This is a genomic window from Pseudomonas sp. GL_103, assembly GCF_057835175.1.
The window spans coordinates 615,555-637,978 of sequence record NZ_CM174420.1 but is presented as its reverse complement, the minus strand read 5'-3'; the positions used below and the strand labels follow the sequence as shown (position 1 = coordinate 637,978).

The following is a 22,424-nucleotide window of genomic DNA, read 5'->3' as shown; positions in this document are numbered from 1 at the left end:
CAAGCTCGCTCCCACAGGGATTGCGTAAGACCTGTGGGAGCGAGCTTGCTCGCGATGGGGCCCTTGGCATCACCTCAAGAGCCACTGCATGACCTCGCTGAACCTCACAAACCTCACCTGGTCCCCACTGGGTCACGGCCATTGCCACCACCAGTTCCAGCTGCGTGACGCCTCGCTACAGGTCGCCGCCGGTGAGTTCGTCGGGCTGATCGGCCCCAATGGCAGTGGCAAGACCAGCCTGTTGCGGTGTGCCTGGCGCTTCAATAAACCGGAAAGCGGCGAGGTCAGACTCGATCATCAGAATGTCTGGAAGCAATCCTCGCGTTGGTGCGCACAACGCATCGCAGTGGTGCTACAGGAGTTCCCTGATGCCTTCGGCCTGACCGTCGAGGAAGTGGTCGCCATGGGCCGCACGCCGCACAAAGGCTTGTTCGATGGCGACACCCTTGAAGACCGCGACCTGATCAATCAGGCCCTGGAATCCGTCGGCCTCAAGGGCTTCGAAGACCACGGGTTCGCCACTCTCTCCGGTGGCGAAAAACAGCGAGTCATCCTCGCCCGCGCCCTGGCCCAGCAACCACAGCTGCTGATCCTCGACGAGCCGACCAACCACCTCGACCCGCGTTATCAGCTTGAGCTTCTGCAGTTGGTCAAGCGCTTGAACATCGGCACCCTGGCGAGCATCCACGACCTCAATCTGGCGGCGGCTTTTTGTGATCGGCTGTACGTGATCAACCATGGCCGTATCGTCGCCAGCGGCACACCGAAAGAAGTCCTGACGGCTGCGCTGCTGCGCAATGTGTTCGGCGTCGAAGCGCTGATCGATGAGCATCCACTGCACGGCTACCCACGAATCACCTGGATAACCCAACCATGACTTTGCGTTCCCTGCTGCGCTCCTGCCTCCCTCTCGTGATGCTGCTGGGCAGCGCCCAGGCATTGGCCGAAGCCACCCGTTACCCGCTGACAATCAAAAGCTGCAACCGCGAGGTGACCTTCAAGCAGGCACCGCAACACACCCTCAGCCACGACATCAACATGACCCAGATGATGCTCGCCCTCGGCCTCAAGCCACTGATGGCCGGTTACAGCGGCATCAGTGACTGGAAGGCCGTGACGCCCGAGATGCAGGGCATTCTCGAAGGTCTGCCGGAACTGGCGGCCAAGTACCCGTCGGTGGAAACCCTGCTCAATGCCAACGTCGATTTCTTCTTCGCCGGCTGGGACTACGGCATGCGCATCGGCGGCGACCTCACGCCACAAACCCTGCAACCGCTGGGCATCAATGTGTATGAGCTGAGCGAATCCTGCGCCTTCGTGATGAAGCGCCCGCCGGCCAGCCTCGAGGACACCTACAACGACCTGCGCAACCTCGGCAGAATCTTCGACGTGCAGGACCGCGCCAATGCCCTGATCGCGAATATGCAGGCGCAAGTCTGGAATATTCGCAAAGACCTGCCCGCGGAAACACCGCGGGTTTTCCTGTACGACAGCGGCGAAGATCGCGCCATGACTTCGGGGCGCCTGGGCATGCCACAAGCCCTGATCGACGCCGCTGGCGGGCGCAATGTTCTGGAGGATGTCGATGCGAGCTGGACCCGGGTCAATTGGGAAACCGTGGTCGAACGCAATCCGCAGGTGATCGTGATCGTCGACTACAGCGAAGTCACGGCCGAACAGAAGATTCAATTCCTGCTGAACAACAAGGCCCTGCAATCGGTGGACGCGATCAAGCACCAGCGCTTCATCGTCATCCCTTACGTGCAGGCCACGCCGGGGATCGATAACGTGCTGGCGGTCGCCACCCTGGCCAAGGGTTTCCACGGCGAATGATCAACCGACGCTACACCCTGTTGCTGATCGCCCTCGGTGCCCTGTTGCTGGTGTCGTGCGTGGTGTCCCTGGGTTTCGGCCCGGCGCGGGTGCCGCTGGATGTGGTGTGGCGCATCCTGTTGCACAAGCTGTTCGGTTTCGGTGTGCCGCACTGGCCCCCCGGACAGGAACATATCGTCTGGCTGATCCGCGTCCCGCGCATGCTGCTCGGTGTGCTGGTGGGCGCCGGCCTGGCGTTGATCGGCGCGGTGCTGCAAGCGGTCACGCGCAACCCGTTGGCTGACCCGCACCTGCTCGGCGTGACTTCCGGCGCCACACTTGGCGCGGTGATCGTGGTGCTGCATGTCGGTGAAATCGTTGGCCTGCTGACCTTGCCGATCGCGGCGTTCATCGGTGCATTGCTGAGCATGCTGGTGGTGCTGATGATCGCCAGTCGTCATGGTCGCCTGGACAGTGACCGCTTGCTGCTGTGCGGCGTGGCGGTGTCGTTCGTGATGATGGCGATTGCCAATTTGCTGCTGTTCATGGGTGACCATCGGGCCAGTTCGGCGGTGATGTTCTGGATGCTCGGCGGGCTCGGGCTGGCACGTTGGGAACTGCTGGCGGTACCGACAGGCAGTGTGTTGCTCGGGCTGATGTTGCTGCTGGGCATGGCGCGACCGCTGAATGCGCTGATGGCCGGCGAACAGACCGCGGTGACCCTGGGCCTGAATGCACGCAGCGTGCGCCTGCGGGTGTTTCTGATTGCGTCATTGATGACCGGGGTGCTGGTGTCGATCAGCGGCTCGATCGGTTTTGTCGGGCTGATGGTGCCGCACATTGCACGGCGTCTGGTCGGGGCTGAACATCGAAGACTGTTGCCGGTGTGTGTGTTGCTCGGCAGCGTGTTTCTGGTTTGGGTCGACGTCGCTGCCCGGACACTGATCGCCCCCGAAGACTTGCCCATCGGTGTTGCCACTGCGGCGATTGGCGGGTTGTTCTTCATCGGTTTGATGCGACGTCGTTAACGCCATATTTAATTAAAAAATTTCAAAACTGCATTTACGCCTGGAAAAACCTCGTATTGAGTTAGCGCTTAACAAGTTCACCATCATGTTCATACTCCGCACTCGCGAGTTCAACTATAAAACGCTCGCACACTTCAATGACGATTATTCCTACAACTTAATCGCCACAACTCTTACAAGAGCGGAAAGAGGTAAACATGTTCAAGAAACTCATCGCATCCATTGCACTTGTTTCAGCGCCCGCATGGGCAGTGCAGCCACCCTTTACTGGCGTTGACTACAGTGGCCGGTATCAATGCACCGGAATGGACAGCCATATCGGTCCATTTGAAGGTGTTGTCGAGATGAAGCTCAATGCCGAACAGAGTACCGGCGAACACGGTGCCTACAGTTTAACCCTGACGTTGCTCGACAACTCCCGGTATGACGGGTTTGCTGCCGCCAACTTGAGTTCCCTGGCGATTTACTTTGCCCATACGGATCCGTCGCTCAAGGATTACGGTGTCGGGATTGGGAAAATTGCTACAACCCCTGACGGGAAAACTTCATTCACCAAGTACTACTACGGCCCGGAGTACGAAGGTGGCGGACATGGTTTTGAAACCTGCATTAAAAGCTGACATTCGTCGTTTACAAAGCTGATACCCATTGTTGAATCCTGTGGGAGCGAGCTTGCTCGCGATGGCGGTCTTTCATTCAATGCAGATGTTGTCTGACCCAGCGCTTTCGCGAGCAGGCTCGCTCCCACAATTGATCGATGCTACCCGCCCCAATCTGGCGCAACTCTGCGCACCAACGCGCCAGACGCGATCCTTCATGGTGCGACATCAAACCGTTCGACCGCTCTAAAACGACATTTCCCTGCCTTTCACCGACCGGGCACAGCCCTTGCAAAACACACCTTCAGTAGTCCGCATCTGCCAACCAAGAAAACTCATAAGTTCATGGAGATCGCACAATGAAGCGTCGCAGTTTGATCAAGGCTTTCACACTCACGGCAAGCATTGCCGCGATGGGCATGACCTGGACTGTCCAGGCCGCCGAGACCATCAAGGTCGGTATTCTGCATTCGTTGTCCGGAACCATGGCGATCTCCGAAACGTCACTCAAAGACATGGCGCTGATGACCATCGACGAGATCAACGCCAAGGGCGGCGTGAACGGCAAGATGCTCGAGCCGGTGGTGGTCGACCCTGCATCGAACTGGCCGCTGTTCGCCGAGAAGGGTCGTCAGTTGCTGACCCAGGACAAGGTTGCCGTGGTGTTCGGTTGCTGGACTTCCGTGTCGCGCAAATCGGTACTGCCGGTGTTCGAAGAACTCAACGGCTTGCTGTTCTACCCGGTGCAATACGAAGGCGAAGAGATGTCGCCGAACGTCTTCTACACCGGCGCGGCGCCGAACCAACAGGCGATCCCTGCCGTTGAATACCTGATGAGCGAAGAAGGCGGCAGCGCCAAGCGCTACTTCCTGCTCGGCACCGACTACGTCTACCCGCGCACCACCAACAAGATCCTGCGTTCGTTCCTGCACGCCAAAGGCGTGGCCGACAAGGACATCGAAGAGGTCTATACCCCGTTCGGTCACAGCGACTACCAGACCATCGTCGCCAACATCAAAAAGTTCTCGGCCGGTGGCAAGACAGCGGTTATCTCCACCGTCAACGGCGACTCCAACGTGCCGTTCTACAAAGAACTGGCCAACCAGGGCCTGAAAGCCACCGACGTTCCGGTCGTGGCGTTCTCGGTCGGCGAAGAAGAACTGCGCGGCATCGACACCAAGCCACTGGTGGGCAACCTCGCTGCCTGGAACTACTTCGAATCCGTGGAGAACCCGGCGAACAAGAAATTCGTTGCCGACTGGAAAGCCTACGCCAAAAAACACAACCTGCCAGGCGCAGACAAAGCAGTGACCAACGACCCGATGGAAGCCACTTACGTTGGCATCCACATGTGGGCGCAAGCGGCGGAAAAAGCCAAATCCACCGACGTCGACAAAGTCCGCGAAGCCCTGGCCGGCCAGACCTTTGCCGCGCCGTCCGGCTACACCCTGACCATGGACAAGACCAATCACCACCTGCACAAGCCGGTGATGATCGGCGAGATCCAGGCCGATGGTCAGTTCAACGTGGTGTGGCAGACCGAAGGCCCGATCCGCGCCCAGCCGTGGAGCCCGTTCATCCCGGGCAACGACAAGAAACCGGAGTATGCGGTGAAGAGCAACTGAGCCATTGGGCCTGACGGTAGTTCAGGCCCAACACAACTCCCTGTGGGAGCGGGCTTGCTCGCGAAGACGGCGGCACATCCAACATTTATGTGACTGACACACCGCTTTCGCGAGCAAGCCCGCTCCCACATTTAGTCCGAGCAAGGCGACTCTCTATGCCCACTGCCCTTTACCGCTTCCTCCTCGCCATCGCACTCTTGATGCCGATGACCGCCCACGCCGGTGACGCCGAAGACTTCGTCGCCGCCAATCCCGTGCAGCAAGCCAGGCTGCTGGAAGCCTGGGCCGCGCAGCCCGATCCGGCCCGTATCGAGTTGATCAACGCCCTGCAACAAGGCGAGTTGACCGTCGACGGCCAGCCTAAAACCTTGCGTCTGAACAACCGCCTGCGGGGTCTCATCGACACCGCCCTGGCCAGTCATCAATTGCTCGCCGCCGATTCCAAACTCCGTCTGACCGCCGCGCAGCAACTACAGAAAAGCGCCAAGCCGGTGCAGTTGAAATTCCTCGACCAGCAACTGGCAGGCGAGAAGGACGAGAGCGTTCATGCCGCCCTCAGCCTGGCCCTGGCCAATTTGCAACTGGTCGACAGCGATCCGACCGTGCGCCTCGCCGCGGTACGTCTGCTCGGCGAAACCGGAGACCCGCTGGCCCGTACCCGCCTCGAAAACCTTCTGGAGCCGGGCGTTGAAACCGACGCGAATGTGCGTACCGCCGCCGAAACCAGCCTCGCTCAAGTCAAACGCAAACTGCTGGTCGGCGAACTCCTGGGTCAGGCCTTCAGCGGCATGTCCCTGGGCTCGATTCTGCTGCTCGCCGCCCTGGGACTGGCGATCACTTTCGGCCTGCTCGGCGTGATCAACATGGCTCACGGCGAGATGCTGATGCTCGGCGCCTACTCGACCTATGTGGTGCAACTGATGTTCCAGCGCTTCGCACCGCAGGCCATCGAGTTCTATCCACTGATCGCACTGCCCGTGGCGTTTTTCGTCACCGCGGCCATCGGCATGGCGCTGGAGCGCACAGTGATTCGCCACCTCTACGGCCGTCCGCTGGAAACCCTGCTCGCCACTTGGGGTATCAGCCTGATGCTGATTCAGCTGGTTCGCCTGGTGTTCGGCGCGCAGAACGTCGAAGTGGCCAATCCGGCGTGGTTATCGGGGGGGATTCAGGTGTTGCCCAATCTGGTGCTGCCATACAACCGCATCGTCATCATTGCCTTTGCGCTGTTTGTGGTGGTGCTGACCTGGCTGCTGCTGAACAGGACGCGCCTCGGCCTGAACGTTCGCGCCGTCACCCAGAACCGCAACATGGCCGCCTGCTGCGGTGTACCCACCGGGCGCGTGGACATGCTCGCCTTCGGCCTCGGCTCGGGCATCGCCGGCCTCGGTGGCGTGGCCCTGAGCCAGATCGGCAACGTCGGCCCGGACCTCGGCCAGAGCTACATCATCGACTCGTTCCTGGTGGTGGTGCTCGGCGGTGTCGGTCAGTTGGCCGGTAGCGTGCTGGCGGCGTTCGGCCTGGGGATCGCCAACAAGATTCTCGAACCGCAGATCGGTGCCGTGCTCGGCAAGATCCTCATCCTCGCGCTGATCATTCTGTTCATCCAGAAACGTCCGCAAGGCCTCTTCGCACTCAAAGGACGGGTGATCGACTGATGAACCAGCCCCTGCTCGTTACCGCGACCCAAAAAGCCGGCCCCAAAGTCTCGATTGCCGTCGGTGCAGTGATCCTCGTTGTGCTGCTGGCGCTACCGCTGCTGTCGCTGTTATCGCCCGACAGCACGTTTCACGTTTCGGCCTACACACTGACGCTGGCGGGCAAGATTCTTTGCTACGCCATCGTCGCTCTGGCGCTCGATCTGGTGTGGGGTTACGCCGGTCTGCTGTCCCTCGGTCACGGCCTGTTCTTCGCCCTCGGCGGCTATGCCATGGGCATGTACCTGATGCGCCAGGCCTCGGGCGATGGCTTGCCGGCGTTCATGACCTTCCTGTCGTGGACCGAAATGCCGTGGTTCTGGACCGGCACCAGCAGCTTCCTCTGGACCCTGTGCCTGGTGGTTTTGGCGCCGGGCTTGCTGGCCTTGGTGTTCGGCTTCTTCGCCTTCCGCTCGCGGATCAAGGGCGTGTATTTCTCGATCATGACCCAGGCCCTGACCTTCGCCGGCATGCTGCTGTTTTTCCGCAACGAAACCGGGTTTGGCGGCAACAACGGCTTCACCAACTTCCGTACGATTCTTGGCTTTGGCATCATTGAGCCAGGCACCCGCGCCGTGCTGTTTTTCGCCACGGTGCTGTTGCTGGTGGCGAGCCTGTTTATCGGCTGGCGCCTGGCGCAAAGCAAATTCGGACGGGTACTGACCGCACTGCGCGATGCGGAAAACCGCCTGATGTTCTGCGGCTACGATCCGCGCGGTTTCAAGTTGTTCGTGTGGGTGTTGAGCGCCGTGTTGTGCGGCCTGGCCGGTGCGTTGTACGTGCCGCAAGTGGGGATCATCAACCCGAGCGAGATGTCGCCGACCAACTCTATTGAAGCGGCAGTCTGGGTGGCACTGGGTGGGCGTGGCACCTTGATCGGTCCGTTGCTCGGCGCCGGCGTGGTCAACGGCATGAAGAGCTGGTTCACCGTGGCGTTTCCCGAGTACTGGCTGTTCTTCCTTGGCGCGCTGTTCATCGTCGTGACCCTGTACCTGCCCAAAGGCGTGATCGGTTTGCTGAAGAAAAGAGGTGAACAATGAGAGTCACGGCAACCGCTGAATTCATGCTCGAACCAGCGTTTTTTCCTGTGGAGCCCAACAAGGACGCCGGCAGCAGCCGCGATGCCATCGGCCTTGGCCATCGGGTCGGGCCAGGCCTGAATACGCGCCACGGCACCATCCTGACCCTGGAAGACATCAGCGTCAGCTTCGACGGCTTCCGCGCACTGAACAATCTGAACCTGTACATCGGCGTCGGCGAGTTGCGTTGCATCATCGGCCCCAACGGCGCGGGCAAGACCACGCTGATGGACGTGATCACCGGCAAGACCCGCCCCAGTCACGGCAAGGCCTGGTTCGGCGAAACCCTGGACCTGACGCAAATGAGCGAAGTGCAGATCGCCCAGGCCGGCATCGGTCGCAAGTTCCAGAAACCGACCGTGTTCGAAGCCTTGAGCGTGTTCGAGAACCTGGAACTGGCGCAGAAAACCGACAAGTCGGTGTGGGCCAGTTTGCGCGCTCGCTTGAATGGCGAACAAAAGGACCGCATCGCCGAAGTACTGGAGACCATTCGCCTGACCTCATCGGTCAATCGCCCCGCCGGTTTGCTGTCCCACGGTCAGAAGCAGTTCCTGGAGATCGGCATGTTACTGATGCAGGACCCGCAACTGCTGCTGCTCGATGAGCCGGTGGCGGGCATGACCGACGCCGAAACCGAATTCACCGCCGAGCTGTTCAAAAGCCTGGCCGGCAAGCACTCGCTGATGGTGGTGGAACACGACATGGGCTTCGTCGGCTCGATTGCCGACCACGTCACGGTGTTGCATCAGGGCAGCGTGCTGGCCGAGGGGTCGCTGGAGCAGGTGCAGGACAACGAGCGGGTGATCGAGGTTTATCTCGGTCGCTGAGTTTCATCCCTGGTAGGAGCTGACGAGTGAAACGAGGCTGCGATCTTTTGATCTTGCTTTGAAGATCAAGATCAAAAGATCGCAGCCTTCGGCAGCTCCTACAGGAGATTTGAGGAGAGTTTGAGAATGCTGCAAGTCGAAAAACTGCACCAGTACTACGGCGGAAGCCACATCCTGCGCGGCCTGACGTTTGACGTGAAGGTCGGCGAAGTCACCTGCCTGCTCGGCCGTAACGGCGTGGGCAAGACCACCCTGCTCAAATGCCTGATGGGCCTGCTGCCAGCGAAGGAAGGCGCAGTGAACTGGGAAGGCAAGCCGATCACCACGTTCAAACCGCACCAACGCGTGCACGCGGGCATCGCCTACGTGCCGCAAGGCCGGGAAATCTTCGGCCGCCTGACCGTCGAGGAAAACCTGCTGATGGGCCTGTCGCGCTTCCCCGGCAGCGAAGCGAAGGAAGTGCCGGCGTTCATCTACGAGTTGTTCCCGGTGCTGCTGCAGATGAAGCAACGCCGTGGCGGCGACCTGTCCGGTGGCCAGCAACAACAACTGGCCATCGGCCGCGCGTTGGCCAGCCGCCCTCGCCTGCTGATCCTCGATGAACCCACCGAAGGCATCCAGCCGTCGGTGATCAAGGAGATCGGAGCCGTGATCAAAAAACTCGCGGCGCGGGGCGACATGGCAATCCTGTTGGTGGAGCAGTTCTACGATTTCGCCGCCGAACTGGCCGACCAGTATCTGGTGATGTCCCGGGGCGAAATCGTGCAACAGGGTCGCGGCGTAAACATGGAGGCCGAAGGTGTGCGCGGACTGGTTACGATCTGAGTCGTTTACTGTCCAGCAGATCCGCGGAGGACCCAATCAGCCGTGATCGGGCCGGTAAATCCACCCCAGACCGTGCCTGGATCGAGGACACGCATTTGGCCAATGGTCACGATCCTCTTGATTTTACTTTCGGGCGTGGAACCCAGTCTGAATCCAGCATAGCCGGATGCGTTTTGTGGATTGATGGAGTAGACCACCAGAGAACCATCGTGACTTGAAATGTAATTGTTTTTGAAGACGTCGACATGCCTGAAAGTGATATCGAGATCGGCTATCGAAGGCAGCGCCTGATGCAACTTGATCTGGTCTTCGCTGTAATCAGGATGAGCCCGCGCGGTCTGTTCGGCATATTCCGGATGGCTGTGATAGCGGCCTACGCAAAGGTACCCCTCCGGGTGAGTGATCGTCCGGGTCTCACGGTTGTATGCCAGCAACCGCTCCAGATCAAATGACGTCTCCTCACCTTCGATGGGTTTTGTGGCGACATACTTCCCGTCAGGGCATAACAAAACGAGCGCACCATATTCCCTATCGCCCTCGCGTTCATGTTGGTGCATCCATAACGCGGCTTCGTCCGCAGAGCCGAAGGGCTGACTCAAAGGTGGCAACACCGGTGCCGCCGCGGCGGTAGAAAGTGGCTGTTCCAGTGGTATGTTTGCAAGTTGCTCAAGCAGCTTGCGTGCATTTTCACGATCCGTATTGCTAGTCATCAAGAAACTCCAAATTATTCAGTCGCCCCGCAGAAGGCGGAGCGCACGCTTGAATACTGGGTTCTTCGAAAGCACGGATGGCGGTACATATGTATGTCTAAAAAATGGATGAAGCACCAATTTGTTGCGCCGCATTTCACGAGGCACCCTCTATTGGTGCGCGCGGCCACCCAATAGCCGCCTCTTGCTGAGATATCCGGCGGCACAGCCTTTGCAATCATCGGGATGTCCTCACGATAAGCACTGACTATGACTCTTCCTGCATCTGGCGCCTTGTTCACCCCCAGCTGGCACGCCGAACTGGAGCTGGGTTACGCCCGATTCGGCGACAGCACGCGCCCGGTCCAGCGTCGACACCAAGGCCCGCTGCGAGTGCAAAAACATCTGTATGCCGAAGGGCCTGAAGTCTGCCAGCACATCATCGTCCACCCGCCGGGCGGGATTGCCGGCGGTGATCGACTGGACATTTCAGCTCACGTCGGCAGCAATGCCTGGGCACAAATCACCAGCCCCGGCGCAGCCAAGTGGTATCGCGCCGCCGGCCCCGCCTATCAGCAGTTGAAGTTGAAGGTGGCGGCCGGTGCGACACTGGAATGGCTGCCCCAGGAGACGATCATTTTCAGCGCCGCCCAGGCTGAACTCAGCACTGGCATCGACCTTGAAGGCGATGCCAGGCTGTTCTACTGGGACGTCGTGGCCCTGGGCCGTCCGGCCAGTGGCGAGCGCTTCGATCTCGGGCACTTCCAGGCGCAACTGGATATCCGCCGTGACGGCCAGTTGCTCTGGCATGAACGCCAGCGCATTGTCGGGGCGGACGGTTTGCTGGACTCGCCCATCGGGCTCGATGGGCAACCGGTGTTTGCGACGTTGCTGGTGACCGGGGAAATCGATAGCGACTTGCTGGAAACCTGCCGCTCGCTGCACAACAACGTGCGCGGGGATCTGACCCAACTGCCGGGGTTGCTGGTTGCACGGTGTCTGGCCAGTGAAGCGTTGTTGGCGCAGGGATGGCTGATTGAACTCTGGAAGTTGCTACGCCCTGCCCTGCTGGGTCGCGAAGCCGTACCACCCAGAATATGGAATACCTGAATCATGCTTTTCTGTGGGGATTTGTATTCACAGATCCAACACTTTTTTAATCTGCCCAGATGGATGTCTACGATGGACCTGACCCCACGCGAAAAAGACAAGCTGCTGATCTTCACCGCCGGCCTGGTGGCCGAGCGGCGTTTGGCTCGCGGCGTGAAACTCAATTACCCGGAGGCCATGGCCTACATTTCCGCCGCGCTGCTTGAGGGCGCCCGCGACGGCCAGACCGTGGCCGACCTGATGCACCTGGGCACCACCCTGCTGACCCGAGAACAAGTGATGCAAGGCATCCCGGAAATGATCCCGGAAATCCAGGTCGAGGCCACCTTCCCCGACGGCACCAAACTGGTCACCGTCCACCAACCCATCGCCTGAGGCCGCGCCATGACTTACCACATCCGCGATGCCGTGCATGCCGACCTGCCAGCCATCCGCGACATCTACAACGACGCAGTGCTCAACACCACGGCGATCTGGAACGAGCAGGCGGTCGACCTCGGCAACCGCCAGGCCTGGTTCAACGCCCGGCAATCCCAGGCTTATCCGATTCTGGTGATTGTCGATGCCGACAACACGGCGCTCGGGTACGCCTCGTTCGGCGACTGGCGATCCTTCGACGGATTCCGCCACACCGTCGAGCACTCGGTCTATGTGCGCAGCGACCAGCGCGGCAATGGCCTCGGTCCGCAACTGATGGATGTGCTGATCGAACGCGCCAAAGGCTGTGGCAAGCACGTGATGGTCGCCGCCATCGAAAGCGGTAACGCCGCCTCCATTCGCTTGCATGAGCGCATCGGTTTTATCACCACCGGACAAATGCCTCAGGTCGGCACCAAATTCGGCCGCTGGCTGGACCTGACCTTCATGCAACTGACCCTCAATCCTGGCGCGCAGCCGCCCGCCGCCAACAAGGAGTGATCGCCCATGAACCCCGCCCAACTGCGACGCGTCAACGTTGAAAGCTTTGCGCATTACCGCCAGGGTCTGATCGACCTGCTGCTCGATGCCGTCGGTTATGGCGCCAGTGTCGGCTTCATGGCCGACCTCAATGCGACCCAGGCCCACGCCTGGTTCGACGAGGTCCAGGACAACCTGAACAAAGGCAATGTGTTGCTGTGGGTGGTGGTCAAGGACGAGCAGGTGCAGGCCAGCGTGCAACTGAGCCTGTGCCAGAAAGCCAACGGCCTTAACCGTGCCGAAGTGCAGAAGCTGCTGGTGCGCGAACATGCGCGGCGTCGTGGCCTGGGCCAGCAACTGATGAGCGCTCTGGAAGCGGCTGCCCTGCAGCAAAAGCGCGGCATGCTGTACCTCGACACCGAAGCCGGTTCGCCCGCCGAAGACTTCTACCAATCGCTGGGCTATACCCGCGCCGGTGAGATCCCCGACTACGCCTGCGACCCGACCGGCCGCTACAAGCCGACCGCCCTGTACTACAAGATTCTCCAAGGAGCCCATTGATGATTCCCGGTGAATATCAGATCCAGCCCGGCGAGATCGAACTCAACGTCGGCCGGCGCACGATCAGTCTGAAAGTCGCCAATAGTGGTGATCGGCCAATCCAGGTCGGCTCGCACTACCACTTTTTCGAAAGCAACGACGCCCTGACGTTCGACCGTTCCGCCAGCCGTGGCATGCGCTTGAACATCCCTGCCGGCACCGCCGTGCGTTTCGAACCGGGGCAGAGCCGCGAGGTGGAGTTGGTGGATTTGGCGGGGCATCGCCGGGTGTTCGGCTTTGCCGGGCGGATCATGGGTGATCTCGACTGACAAATGCGGTGCTCCCAAAAGATCGCAGCCTCGCTTCGCTCGACAGCTCCTACAGGGGCCGGGCGCGCGAATGCAGTGTGAACACCCGTAGGAGCTGCCGAGCGCAGCGAGGCTGCGATAGCGAGTAATGCGAGCGGTCTCAAAATCAATTGAATTCCAAGGCGAACACATGAAGATTTCCCGTCAAGCCTACGCCGACATGTTCGGTCCCACCGTCGGTGACAAGGTGCGCCTGGCCGACACCGAGTTGTGGATCGAAGTGGAAAAGGACTTCACCACCTACGGCGAAGAAGTGAAATTCGGTGGCGGTAAAGTCATCCGTGACGGCCAGGGTCAGAGCCAATTGCTGGCCGCCGAGGTGGTCGACACCCTGATCACCAACGCGCTGATCATCGACCACTGGGGCATCGTCAAGGCCGACGTCGGCCTCAAGGACGGGCGCATCGCAGCGATTGGCAAGGCCGGCAACCCGGACATTCAGCCCAACGTCAACATCGCCATTGGCGCCAGCACCGAAGTCATCGCCGGTGAGGGCATGATCCTCACCGCCGGCGGCATCGACACCCACATCCACTTCATCTGCCCGCAGCAGATCGAAGAGGCATTGATGAGCGGCGTCACCACCATGATCGGTGGCGGCACCGGACCGGCTACCGGCACCAATGCGACCACATGCACCTCCGGGCCGTGGCACCTGGCGCGCATGCTCCAGGCCGCCGACGCGTTCCCGATGAACATCGGCCTGACCGGCAAGGGTAACGCCAGCCTGCCCGAGCCATTGATCGAACAGGTCAAGGCCGGTGCCATCGGCCTCAAGTTGCATGAGGATTGGGGCACCACGCCGGCGAGTATCGACAACTGCCTGAATGTGGCCGACCGGTTCGACGTGCAGGTGGCGATCCACACCGACACCCTCAACGAATCCGGTTTCGTCGAGACCACCCTCGCCGCCTTCAAGGGCCGCACCATTCACACCTATCACACCGAAGGTGCCGGTGGCGGTCACGCGCCGGACATCATCAAGGCCTGCGGTTTTGCCAACGTGCTGCCCAGCTCCACTAACCCGACCCGGCCGTTCACCCGCAACACCATTGATGAGCACCTCGACATGCTGATGGTCTGCCATCACCTCGACCCAAGCATTGCCGAAGACGTAGCGTTCGCCGAAAGCCGCATTCGCCGCGAGACGATTGCCGCCGAAGACATCCTCCACGACCTCGGTGCGTTCTCGATGATCAGCTCCGACAGTCAGGCCATGGGGCGAGTCGGCGAGGTCATCACCCGTACCTGGCAGACCGCCGACAAGATGAAAAAACAACGCGGGCCGCTGCCCGGCGATGGTCAAGGCAACGACAACTTCCGCGCCAAACGCTACATCGCCAAGTACACCATCAACCCGGCGATCACCCACGGCATCAGCCATGAAGTGGGTTCGGTCGAAGTGGGGAAATGGGCAGACCTGGTGCTCTGGCGCCCGGCATTTTTTGGCGTGAAGCCGACGCTGATTCTCAAGGGCGGTGCCATTGCGGCCAGCCTGATGGGCGACGCCAATGCCTCGATCCCGACACCACAACCGGTGCATTACCGCCCGATGTTCGCCAGCTTCGGCGGCTCGCTGCACGCCACCAGCTTGACCTTCATCAGCCAGGCCGCACAGGATGCAGGCCTGCCCGAAGCCCTGGGTTTGAAGAAGAAAATCGCCGTGGTCAAAGGCTGCCGTGACGTGCAGAAAACCGACCTGATTCACAACGACTACCTGCCGAACATCGACGTTGATTCGCAGACCTATCAGGTCAAGGCCGACGGTGTGTTGCTGTGGTGTGAGCCGGCGCATACCTTGCCGATGGCCCAGCGTTACTTCCTGTTCTGAGCCAGTAACCGCATGACAGACAAAGGCCTCACACACAGCGTGTAGAGGCCTTCGTTTTTTCCGTGGTTACTGAACGGATTCAATCCGCAGCCGCTCCAGCCTGGCCCGGATCATCGCTTCCCGGGTCAGTTTTTTCAGCAACTGCGTAATCTGCAGATCGATGTCATCCAAGGCTTGAACATACTCCTCGTCAGTCATCACCTTGCCATCGGCAAAGTCCGTTTCACTTTTGCCCAATTCACTGCACAGCCCTTTGATTTGCGCCTCCACCGCAGCCTTTTCCTCGGTGGTCAGCCGCGTACCTTCGGCCCTGCTCTGCAACGCATCCTGTAAATCGATGGTGGCGTCGATCCGGCGCTTCAAGCCATTCAATTCCTCGCGGTAAGTCGACTCCAGCCAGGTTCGCCAGAGCGGTTGCTCGAAGATTCGATCAATCAGCAATTCGCCCTCCTCCAGCGCCTTGATCCGCTGGAACGCTGCCTCGATCATCTCCTTGTTGACTTCGGCGATCTTGCGAAACTGCATGCCCCGCGCCTGCCAAGGCAAATCCAGGCGCTCGGCCAGATCAGTCATGTAGGCCAGGTGCACTTCCACTTCATCGATAGCGCCGGTCACTTCGCCATCGGCGTCGTAACGGCGAAACCGCTCCCCCTTAGCCAACCGCTCAGACACCCGGCGACGGGCAATGGCACCGAGTTCATCGAGCCGGGACTTGCCCAGGGCCAGCTCCAGCAATTGCGTTTCGATCAGGTCGGCACGCTCCAGGGCGTAAGCTTCGTGAACCATCACCTGCACGCCCATGGCATTGAACAGTTGCGTACCGCCATCCACGCATTCGGTGGGGGTTGCCGCCTCGTTGAACAGTTTGATGCGCAGCTCACTGTCACGGGCCATGGCTTCGAGCATGCGCCAGACCTTGGCCGTCAGTTCCGTCTGATAGGCCCCGCCGGCCTTGAAGTCGGCGGATTGGGTGAGCCTGCGGATTTCATTGAAGAACGGCACTGAATCGAACTCATCCTCGACCGCGTTCCAGACTTCCTGTTTTATATGCCATTGCCGCTCGGTCATGCCCGACGCCCAATCCGCGCTATCGATTACGCCACGGGGCGGATAAGGACGCTCCAGGTCCAATCCGACCGACTCGATGTAAGACTTGAGGATCTCGAGATTCTCCGGCGAGATCCAGCGCGGGGACCGACTGATCACGGTGCGCGCCAATAGCTCTGCGCGAAATGAACCCGGCGCGACCTCGGGTATCCGGCTGATCGGGTTATCGCTCAAATCAAGATAGATACTGCGCGGCCGCGATTGCGAAAACAGCCCGACAGGCCAGCTGTCCAGTCCCGTTTCACCCAGCAACAGTATCTGCAAATACGGCATTCGGCTGATGTTCGGAATGAGCTTCAGCGGGTTGCCGCGCAAACGCAGGAACATCATGCGCGTCAGATTCTTCAGGCGATCGACCGCCACTACATCCAGTTCAATGTTATTGCCGTCAAGAAACAGGTGAGTGAGATGACGCATGTCCTTCACCGCCTGCGGAAGCGCCGACAGCAGATTGTCTTGCAGATTGAGATAGCGCACCTCATGAAAAGAGTCGAGCAGTGACAGATGCCCGGAGCCCAGCCGGCAATTGCGCAAGCTCAACGAGGTGACATGGTCAAAGTTGGCCTCCAGTTTCGGCAGGGTATCCAGAAGCTGGCTCAACTTTGGAATGTTGTCGAGCGTCAAGGACTGCGGGCGCACCACACCCGCCGCGTCCATACCCTCCGGCCCGGTGCGTTGCCAGCATTGCCTGAGCGCTTTGTAGATTTTGTTTCGCGCATTCCACTCCGCCACGCCCGCCGGGGAAAAACGAAAGGATTCCGTCGGCGAGTTAATCCAGCGTTGCAGAGCGTGGTTCAACTGGTTGAACTCGGCCTCGAGCACGGCCAGTCGTTCATGCACCGTACCTTCGCCCTGGCTGAACTGCGCCAGCAACGTCTCGACCTGCTCCGAGGTAAAATCCGGATACAGTGCACGAGCCCGCCGCCTCAGCCCCATGCCATGCGGTGCTTGCCGGGCATAGCCACGCATGCCGCCGCGCAGGCGCATGACGGTCGGATCGTAGGTTGGCTTGAAGTTCGGGTTGTCCCGCAGAATCGGCTCAAACACCTGACGATCCAGCGGGTGTGCCTTTATCGCTTGCTCCAGCCGCGCAGCCTCGTTGATGCCGAAGCCCAGGGCTGTTCGTTGCGAATCCGGCAACGAATGCAGCACCGCGGCATATACATTGTCCGCGCCGTGCAGGTGTTGATCACTGTCGTCCCGTGCCTGGTATTTGCCATCCTCATCCAGGATCAGCACTTTGCGGATCGGCGCGTCGACGGGGCCCAGGCTGTCGGTCAACGCGCCCTCGAACGAGTACTCACGAACCTCCAGACGCAAATCCGCCGGCCAGCCTGGCAGGGCTGCCAGGGAGTGCAACTCCAGGCGCGCGGTGTCAGCGCTGTGCAAGGTGTCGAGGTAAAGGCCTTCATAGGCCCGTGTCATCCGCAATTGTTCGGCGTCCTTACGGGCGTGTTCCGCCAGGCGCAAAGGCACTCGTTTTTTTTCGCTCAGGTGTTGCACGTCCGAGGGGTGCGCCTCAGCCAGCAGTTCTTGCGCCTGGCTGATCGAGATCTCCGCAAAATCCCCCTTGAGCAGATTCACCAAGGGATCGTCCGAACGGGTCCGACGACTGTACAGAAGGTCGAATAACTGCCGCTTGCGCTGGCCCATCTGTGCCGCCCATTGCTCGCGCAATGCTTCGGTACGCTTCTGCACGTCACCGGATAACCATTCGTCGAGCAGTTCGCGAAGCGCCTGTTCGTCAAGGAAACCCACCACGCGCTCGGGCAACGCCCCCGCCAGCAGGTCAGACCAAGTCATCTGCAACGTATTGGCCGGTGACGCCTGGGCATAGCCGTCCTTGATCGCCGATCCCGTCAGTCCCGGCCCCTGGAAGACTTCAATGGCCTTGTCGCCGGGCCAGCCGCCCATTTCGGTCATGGATCGCACGGCGTAATCGGCCCATTCCTCGCCGATCCGGTTGGCCAGAATCTGCTCTGCGCAGGCTTGCGCATCGGCATGGGCCTTGAAGCGCTTGAGGGTATCGGCCAACAGTGCCGCAGGGGTCTCCTGTTCGACGTGAAGCCGGCGCAGCACATTTTCGTGCACACCACTGGCGGTCAGAATCTGCTCCAGGGTTTCATCGGAGAATCCATCCACCGAAGCGCCAAGACGCCTGAGTACTTGCCCCTTGTCCCACTCGAGCGGTTGGTCGAGCTCGGTCTTCCAACTGCCGGCACCGTTGTGCTCCAACAGCGGCTGATACGCATCGGCGCGAGTCGGGTGTTTAAGCCGATACCGGCCGGTGTCCGGGTCTCGCCTGACTGCGTAGCATTTGTCATCGAGCCGCAGCAGGTCCTGATCCTGATGACGGTACAGCCCTGTGTCACTGGCCTTCGCCCCATCGGGCAACGCGATCGGCAGTTCATAGGGACCGAGGTCAGGGTTCCACAAACGCTCTTTGCCGCCGACCTCCACGGGTTTGAGGCCCTCGACAAACGGCGACACTTTGATCGGCGCGACACCGGTGCCGGGCAGCACATGTCCGGCGCCCATGAGTGCCAGTTGCGCGAAGTTGATCAAGACCCCGTTGAAATAGGCAGAGGCCTCTTCCTTGTCACCCTTGCTCCAGTCCTCTACGCCTTCGGCCACCTCGGCGAGCATCTGCGCGACCATGATGCCGAGCATGGCTTCGCCAAGGCCGGGAACCAGCATTGCGGCGAAATTGAACAGGTTCCAGCCGATCGACAGGTAACTGGTCAAGCGTTTGAAGCGTGCGTTGGCATCCTCATCGTCGGTCGGCACTGCGATGAGCCTGGCATCGGCAATGGCCTTGTCCCGGCGCTGCAGAAACAGCGTCACCCACAGATCACCCGTCATCTGGTTGGTGATGGGCTCTGCATCGGGGTTTTCAATCGCTGTTTCACGCCACCACGGGCCCATGTCGAGCGGCTCGCGCTCGTGCCAGGTGAAGGTCGTGAGACGTTCATTGACCCGGGCGAAAAACTGTCCCTTGTCCTTCTGCGTCACAAAGCGGCTGAAAAAGGCCTGGTAATCCGTATTTCTCAACTGACCCAGCAGCTCCTTCATGAACGCGGTCAGCGAGGGATATTCCTTGAGGGGATGCTCCGGATCATCCGGGACATAGGCGATCAACGGACCGGTCAAACGACTCTGTTGATATATATCTTCGCGACGCAACAGCTCATCACTCAAACCCTGCGGTCCATTGGCAAAGAAGGCTTGCAGCAGTTTGAATCGATCATATTCCTGGCCCGGCAGTACAGGGATACGCCGCGACCAATCTATCCAGAATCTCAACAAGGCCGGCGTCAAGGCTTCTACTTCGCGCTTTACTTGCGATGGCTCAGTGACTGCGCTGAACAGCACGATGCCAGTCATTCGAAAGCCCATCAGCGACAACCGATGACACTGCAACGGTTGGTCGTACAGCGCGATGTCTGCCCGGCCCTCACGTACCTGGTTCATTTTTCCAAAGGCATGGTCACTGATATCACCCGTCAATCTGGCAATCAGCGCGGCTACATGAAAAGCCGCCTTTTCACTGGCCACCGAATCTCGTTGCAAGGTTCGCTGTGCCTGCGGGGTTTCGGGCAACAGGACGGACTTGATGTGTCGTTGGTATTGCCCGCCGATGTCCAGGCTTCGGCACAAGGCTGCAAACGCTGGGAGGGTGATGGCTGGTTCAAGGCTGAGACTGCCCCGAGTGTCCTTGCGGTAAATACCGGAGCTGTTTCGGAACGCACCTTCGGTGGCCTCGGACTCTTCGAAGTTGTGCAGCGCTGCTTCCAGCAATGCGGATTGGCGGACACGACTGGCCCCGGTATCGATGCCGAAAATGATCGTGCTCGGCACTTCAAGTTGTACAGTGAGCTCATTGAAGTTCTCGACCGTGTTGAATTTCGACTGCAATGCCGTTTTGAGCAACGGTTCGGCGAAGGCATTGATGTCGTGCTTCAAGTCGCCCTGGGTCTGGTCCAGTACGTCTTGCAAACGCCAGCGCTCATCCATCAACTGTTTGAGGTACTGGCGGTCGATTTCCCCCGCGCCGCTATACCACTCGGGCAATTGCGGATCGAGCGCCAGCAGGGACTTCAACCTCTCTACCGGCGCATTTTTGATGGCGCCGGGGATCACATCGTTTGCACGACGGTAATGTATCCCGTGACTATCGATGGACAATCCGTCCGGTATTTTCTGTGAGTTGCTTCCATGCAAATCAGACACTTTTGAATCACCTTGATGACAGGAAAAGAATCACCAGCTTATTCACCTGCACCCGAAACAAAAGTCCAAATAGCTGCTTGGCCGGCCCCCTGAAAAGGCTCTGGTGGATCGAAAATCAGGGAGCCAAAAACATATATCTACCGCCATTGGCATGTCCGCCTGTGCCTCGGCATGAGCGGTCGTGTTTTTTTCGGCAAAGGGACTACTATTCGACTCGCTGTTCCCGATTCATGAACAGGTAACCGCCATGCGTCTTTCCGAATTCATCGTGTTACACGTTGATCGCATCGTCGATGAGTGGGCCTGGCCTGCGCCGGTCATCCGGAATGCGATCCGACCCTGGATGTACAGGGGACGATCGAGGTCAGTTCCCGTGAGATTGATGGCACGACGTTTACCGTGGTGTTGCCCAGAAAGGTCTAGACGTTTGCCGAGGGGAGGCTTTTGTGGCGAGGGAGCTTGCTCCCGCTCGAGCGCGAAGCGGTCGCAAGTCCTGCAATTGCGCTGAACCTGTTGAAATGTGCTGACTGGATGTTTTTGGGGCTGCTTCACAGCCCAACGGGATGGTGCGGCGATCCGACAAGCTCCCTCGCCACAGGTTGGGTGCCACTCTTTGAGTTACTCCACCACCAACCGCCCCAACCTCTGTTTGAGCATGCGGTTCTCCGCCCGCAGTTGCTGCACCTCTTCGAGCAAGTCCAGCGCCAGGGCGACGCCTTCCCATTCCAGGTCAAGGTCGCGCCGCAGCTTGGCGGCGCGCTTGGCCAGGGTCAGCTCGTAGTCGGTGAAACGCCAGTCCTTGGGCTGAGCGCCCTGAGGTTCGAGGATGCCGTGCTCGACGATTTCGATCACGTAGACGTCCGACAGCTCGGTCGCCTCACAGAATTCTGCCATGTCCAGTTGAACGATCAGGGGACTGCTCATAGTCAGTGACTCCTTGGTTCCATGGGATCAAAAATGCTCTCGCGGGTCGAACGCGGCTTTTTTCGCCAGCTCCTGCCACAAAGCCTTGATGTCATCGTCGGATTTCTTCGGCATCACGGTTTTCAGTTGCACGAACAGGTAACCACGCTCACCGGCCTTGTTCATCAGGCCATGGCCCTTGGCGCGCATGCGCTGGCCGTTCTGGCTGCCGGCCGGAACCTTGAGGTTGATCTTGCCGGTCAGGGTCGGCACGGCGACTTCAGCGCCCAGCGCCAGCTCCCACGGTGCCAGTGGCAAGGTGATGATCAGGTTCTCGCCTTCGACGTCGAATTTCGGATGCGGTGCAAAACGGATCGTCAGGTACAGGTCGCCATTGGCCCCGCCTCCTACGCCCGGAGCGCCCTGCCCCTTGAGGCGAATGCGCTCGCCGTCGCTCACACCGGCCGGAATCTTCACGTTCAGGCTTTTGCTGGTGTTGCTCACATGCTGGCCAGCCGCGTTGTACTGCGGCACCTGGAAGGTGACCTTCTTCGATTCGGTCGACAGCGTTTCTTCGAGAAAAACCCCAAGCTCCATTTCCACGTCCTGCCCTCGACGTCCGGTACTGCGACGCGATTGTCCATCACCACCAAAACCGGGCCCACGGTTGCCGAAGATCGAACTGAAGAAGTCCGAGAAATCGCCCGTGTCCTGACCACCGCCACCGAATCCGCCACGGCTTTGCCAGCCTGGTGGTCCCTGGAACGGTTGGCCGTGCTGGCCATAGCGGCGCAAGTCATCGTATTCGGCGCGCTTGTCGGCGCTTTTCAGTGCTTCATAGGCTTCCGAGGCGTCCTTGAACCTGGACTCGGCATCCTTTTCCTTGCTGACGTCGGGGTGGTATTTGCGCGCCAGCTTGCGATAGGCGGCCTTGATCGCCTTATCGTCTGCGGTCGGCTCCACACCGAGAATCTTGTAATAGTCTTTGAAGTCCATCGCGGGAATCACCATCCGTTATCAAATCGCGCCACAGGCCACAGCATGCGCTTGTTTGCAGCCATTGGTTTGACCGATCTCAGGTTTGTGACCGGGCGGCGCAGCAGAAGTTTATCGGCAGCAGGCGGGGCTTCTTGCGAGCACTCCCGCGGCTGTCCGGTTGATGCAGGGTAGTTTGGGGGGGATGTCCCATCTTTCAAGGCATTGTCTGCGAAGAATTAGCAGATAACTGGCCTTCGAATCTGGCGCGCACTGACATAC

19 protein-coding genes are annotated in these 22,424 nt (G+C 59.9%); 15 read left to right on the top strand and 4 right to left on the bottom strand.

The window, feature by feature from the left end:
• Window positions 1-88: 88 nt before the first annotated feature.
• The 9 genes from AC3IP0_RS02845 to urtE all read left to right on the top strand — a co-directional run bounded on the left by AC3IP0_RS02845 (window position 89) and on the right by urtE (window position 9,492).
• Entirely contained in the window at window positions 89-877 is a 789-nt protein-coding gene (locus AC3IP0_RS02845) for an ABC transporter ATP-binding protein (protein WP_489318173.1), read from the top strand.
• Window positions 874-1,833 (top strand): ABC transporter substrate-binding protein, encoded by a 960-nt coding sequence (locus AC3IP0_RS02840; RefSeq protein WP_489326614.1) that lies wholly within the window; start codon window positions 874-876, stop codon window positions 1,831-1,833. The genes AC3IP0_RS02845 and AC3IP0_RS02840 overlap by 4 nt, the downstream gene beginning before the upstream one ends.
• Window positions 1,830-2,840, top strand: coding sequence for a FecCD family ABC transporter permease (locus AC3IP0_RS02835; RefSeq protein WP_489318171.1), 1,011 nt, complete (start codon window positions 1,830-1,832; stop codon window positions 2,838-2,840). Before AC3IP0_RS02840 ends, AC3IP0_RS02835 begins: the two co-directional genes overlap by 4 nt.
• A 197-nt stretch (window positions 2,841-3,037) precedes the next feature.
• A complete protein-coding gene (locus AC3IP0_RS02830) occupies window positions 3,038-3,460 on the top strand; it encodes a hypothetical protein (protein WP_489318170.1) in 423 nt (140 codons plus the stop codon).
• A 338-nt stretch (window positions 3,461-3,798) separates the two neighbouring features.
• Complete coding sequence (gene urtA / locus AC3IP0_RS02825; protein ID WP_489318169.1) at window positions 3,799-5,064, top strand: urea ABC transporter substrate-binding protein; 1,266 nt, start codon at window positions 3,799-3,801, stop codon at window positions 5,062-5,064.
• 155 nt (window positions 5,065-5,219) lie between these two features.
• Window positions 5,220-6,722, top strand: a complete 1,503-nt coding sequence (urtB, locus tag AC3IP0_RS02820) for an urea ABC transporter permease subunit UrtB (RefSeq protein ID WP_489318168.1) — start codon at window positions 5,220-5,222, stop codon at window positions 6,720-6,722.
• Window positions 6,722-7,801, top strand: coding sequence for an urea ABC transporter permease subunit UrtC (urtC, locus tag AC3IP0_RS02815; protein WP_489318167.1), 1,080 nt, complete (start codon window positions 6,722-6,724; stop codon window positions 7,799-7,801). Before urtB ends, urtC begins: the two co-directional genes overlap by 1 nt.
• Window positions 7,798-8,667 carry an urea ABC transporter ATP-binding protein UrtD gene (gene urtD, locus AC3IP0_RS02810; RefSeq protein ID WP_489318166.1) on the top strand — a complete coding sequence of 290 codons (870 nt, stop codon included), beginning with the start codon at window positions 7,798-7,800 and terminating at the stop codon, window positions 8,665-8,667. Before urtC ends, urtD begins: the two co-directional genes overlap by 4 nt.
• 126 nt (window positions 8,668-8,793) lie before the next feature.
• Window positions 8,794-9,492 carry an urea ABC transporter ATP-binding subunit UrtE gene (gene urtE, locus AC3IP0_RS02805; protein ID WP_489318165.1) on the top strand — a complete coding sequence of 233 codons (699 nt, stop codon included), beginning with the start codon at window positions 8,794-8,796 and terminating at the stop codon, window positions 9,490-9,492.
• Between the two features lie 5 nt (window positions 9,493-9,497).
• On the opposite strand, the gene AC3IP0_RS02800 is transcribed toward urtE, so the two are convergent.
• Complete coding sequence (locus AC3IP0_RS02800; protein WP_489326613.1) at window positions 9,498-10,202, bottom strand: DUF4329 domain-containing protein; 705 nt, start codon at window positions 10,200-10,202, stop codon at window positions 9,498-9,500.
• 249 nt (window positions 10,203-10,451) lie between these two features.
• On the opposite strand from AC3IP0_RS02800, the gene AC3IP0_RS02795 reads away from it, so the two are divergent.
• The 6 genes from AC3IP0_RS02795 to ureC all read left to right on the top strand — a co-directional run bounded on the left by AC3IP0_RS02795 (window position 10,452) and on the right by ureC (window position 14,927).
• Window positions 10,452-11,291: an urease accessory protein UreD gene (locus AC3IP0_RS02795; protein ID WP_489318163.1), complete on the top strand. Its 840-nt coding sequence runs from the start codon at window positions 10,452-10,454 to the stop codon at window positions 11,289-11,291.
• Window positions 11,292-11,363: 72 nt separating this feature from the next.
• Complete coding sequence (locus tag AC3IP0_RS02790) at window positions 11,364-11,666, top strand: urease subunit gamma (protein ID WP_223447678.1); 303 nt, start codon at window positions 11,364-11,366, stop codon at window positions 11,664-11,666.
• A gap of 9 nt (window positions 11,667-11,675) precedes the next feature.
• Window positions 11,676-12,209 (top strand): GNAT family N-acetyltransferase, encoded by a 534-nt coding sequence (locus AC3IP0_RS02785; RefSeq protein WP_489318162.1) that lies wholly within the window; start codon window positions 11,676-11,678, stop codon window positions 12,207-12,209.
• Window positions 12,210-12,215: 6 nt separating this feature from the next.
• Window positions 12,216-12,749, top strand: coding sequence for a GNAT family N-acetyltransferase (locus AC3IP0_RS02780; protein WP_489318161.1), 534 nt, complete (start codon window positions 12,216-12,218; stop codon window positions 12,747-12,749).
• Complete coding sequence (locus AC3IP0_RS02775) at window positions 12,749-13,057, top strand: urease subunit beta (protein WP_489318160.1); 309 nt, start codon at window positions 12,749-12,751, stop codon at window positions 13,055-13,057. Before AC3IP0_RS02780 ends, AC3IP0_RS02775 begins: the two co-directional genes overlap by 1 nt.
• A 169-nt stretch (window positions 13,058-13,226) precedes the next feature.
• Window positions 13,227-14,927 (top strand): urease subunit alpha, encoded by a 1,701-nt coding sequence (gene ureC, locus AC3IP0_RS02770; protein ID WP_489326611.1) that lies wholly within the window; start codon window positions 13,227-13,229, stop codon window positions 14,925-14,927.
• Between the two features lie 66 nt (window positions 14,928-14,993).
• Here ureC and AC3IP0_RS02765 read toward each other — a convergent pair whose 3' ends face one another.
• The 3 genes from AC3IP0_RS02765 to AC3IP0_RS02755 all read right to left on the bottom strand — a co-directional run bounded on the left by AC3IP0_RS02765 (window position 14,994) and on the right by AC3IP0_RS02755 (window position 22,163).
• Window positions 14,994-20,264, bottom strand: a complete 5,271-nt coding sequence (locus AC3IP0_RS02765) for a dermonecrotic toxin domain-containing protein (protein ID WP_489326610.1) — start codon at window positions 20,262-20,264, stop codon at window positions 14,994-14,996.
• 618 nt (window positions 20,265-20,882) lie between these two features.
• Window positions 20,883-21,188 (bottom strand): chaperone modulator CbpM, encoded by a 306-nt coding sequence (locus tag AC3IP0_RS02760; protein ID WP_489326608.1) that lies wholly within the window; start codon window positions 21,186-21,188, stop codon window positions 20,883-20,885.
• 27 nt (window positions 21,189-21,215) lie between these two features.
• Window positions 21,216-22,163: a DnaJ C-terminal domain-containing protein gene (locus tag AC3IP0_RS02755; RefSeq protein ID WP_489318157.1), complete on the bottom strand. Its 948-nt coding sequence runs from the start codon at window positions 22,161-22,163 to the stop codon at window positions 21,216-21,218.
• Window positions 22,164-22,424 lie beyond the last annotated feature (261 nt).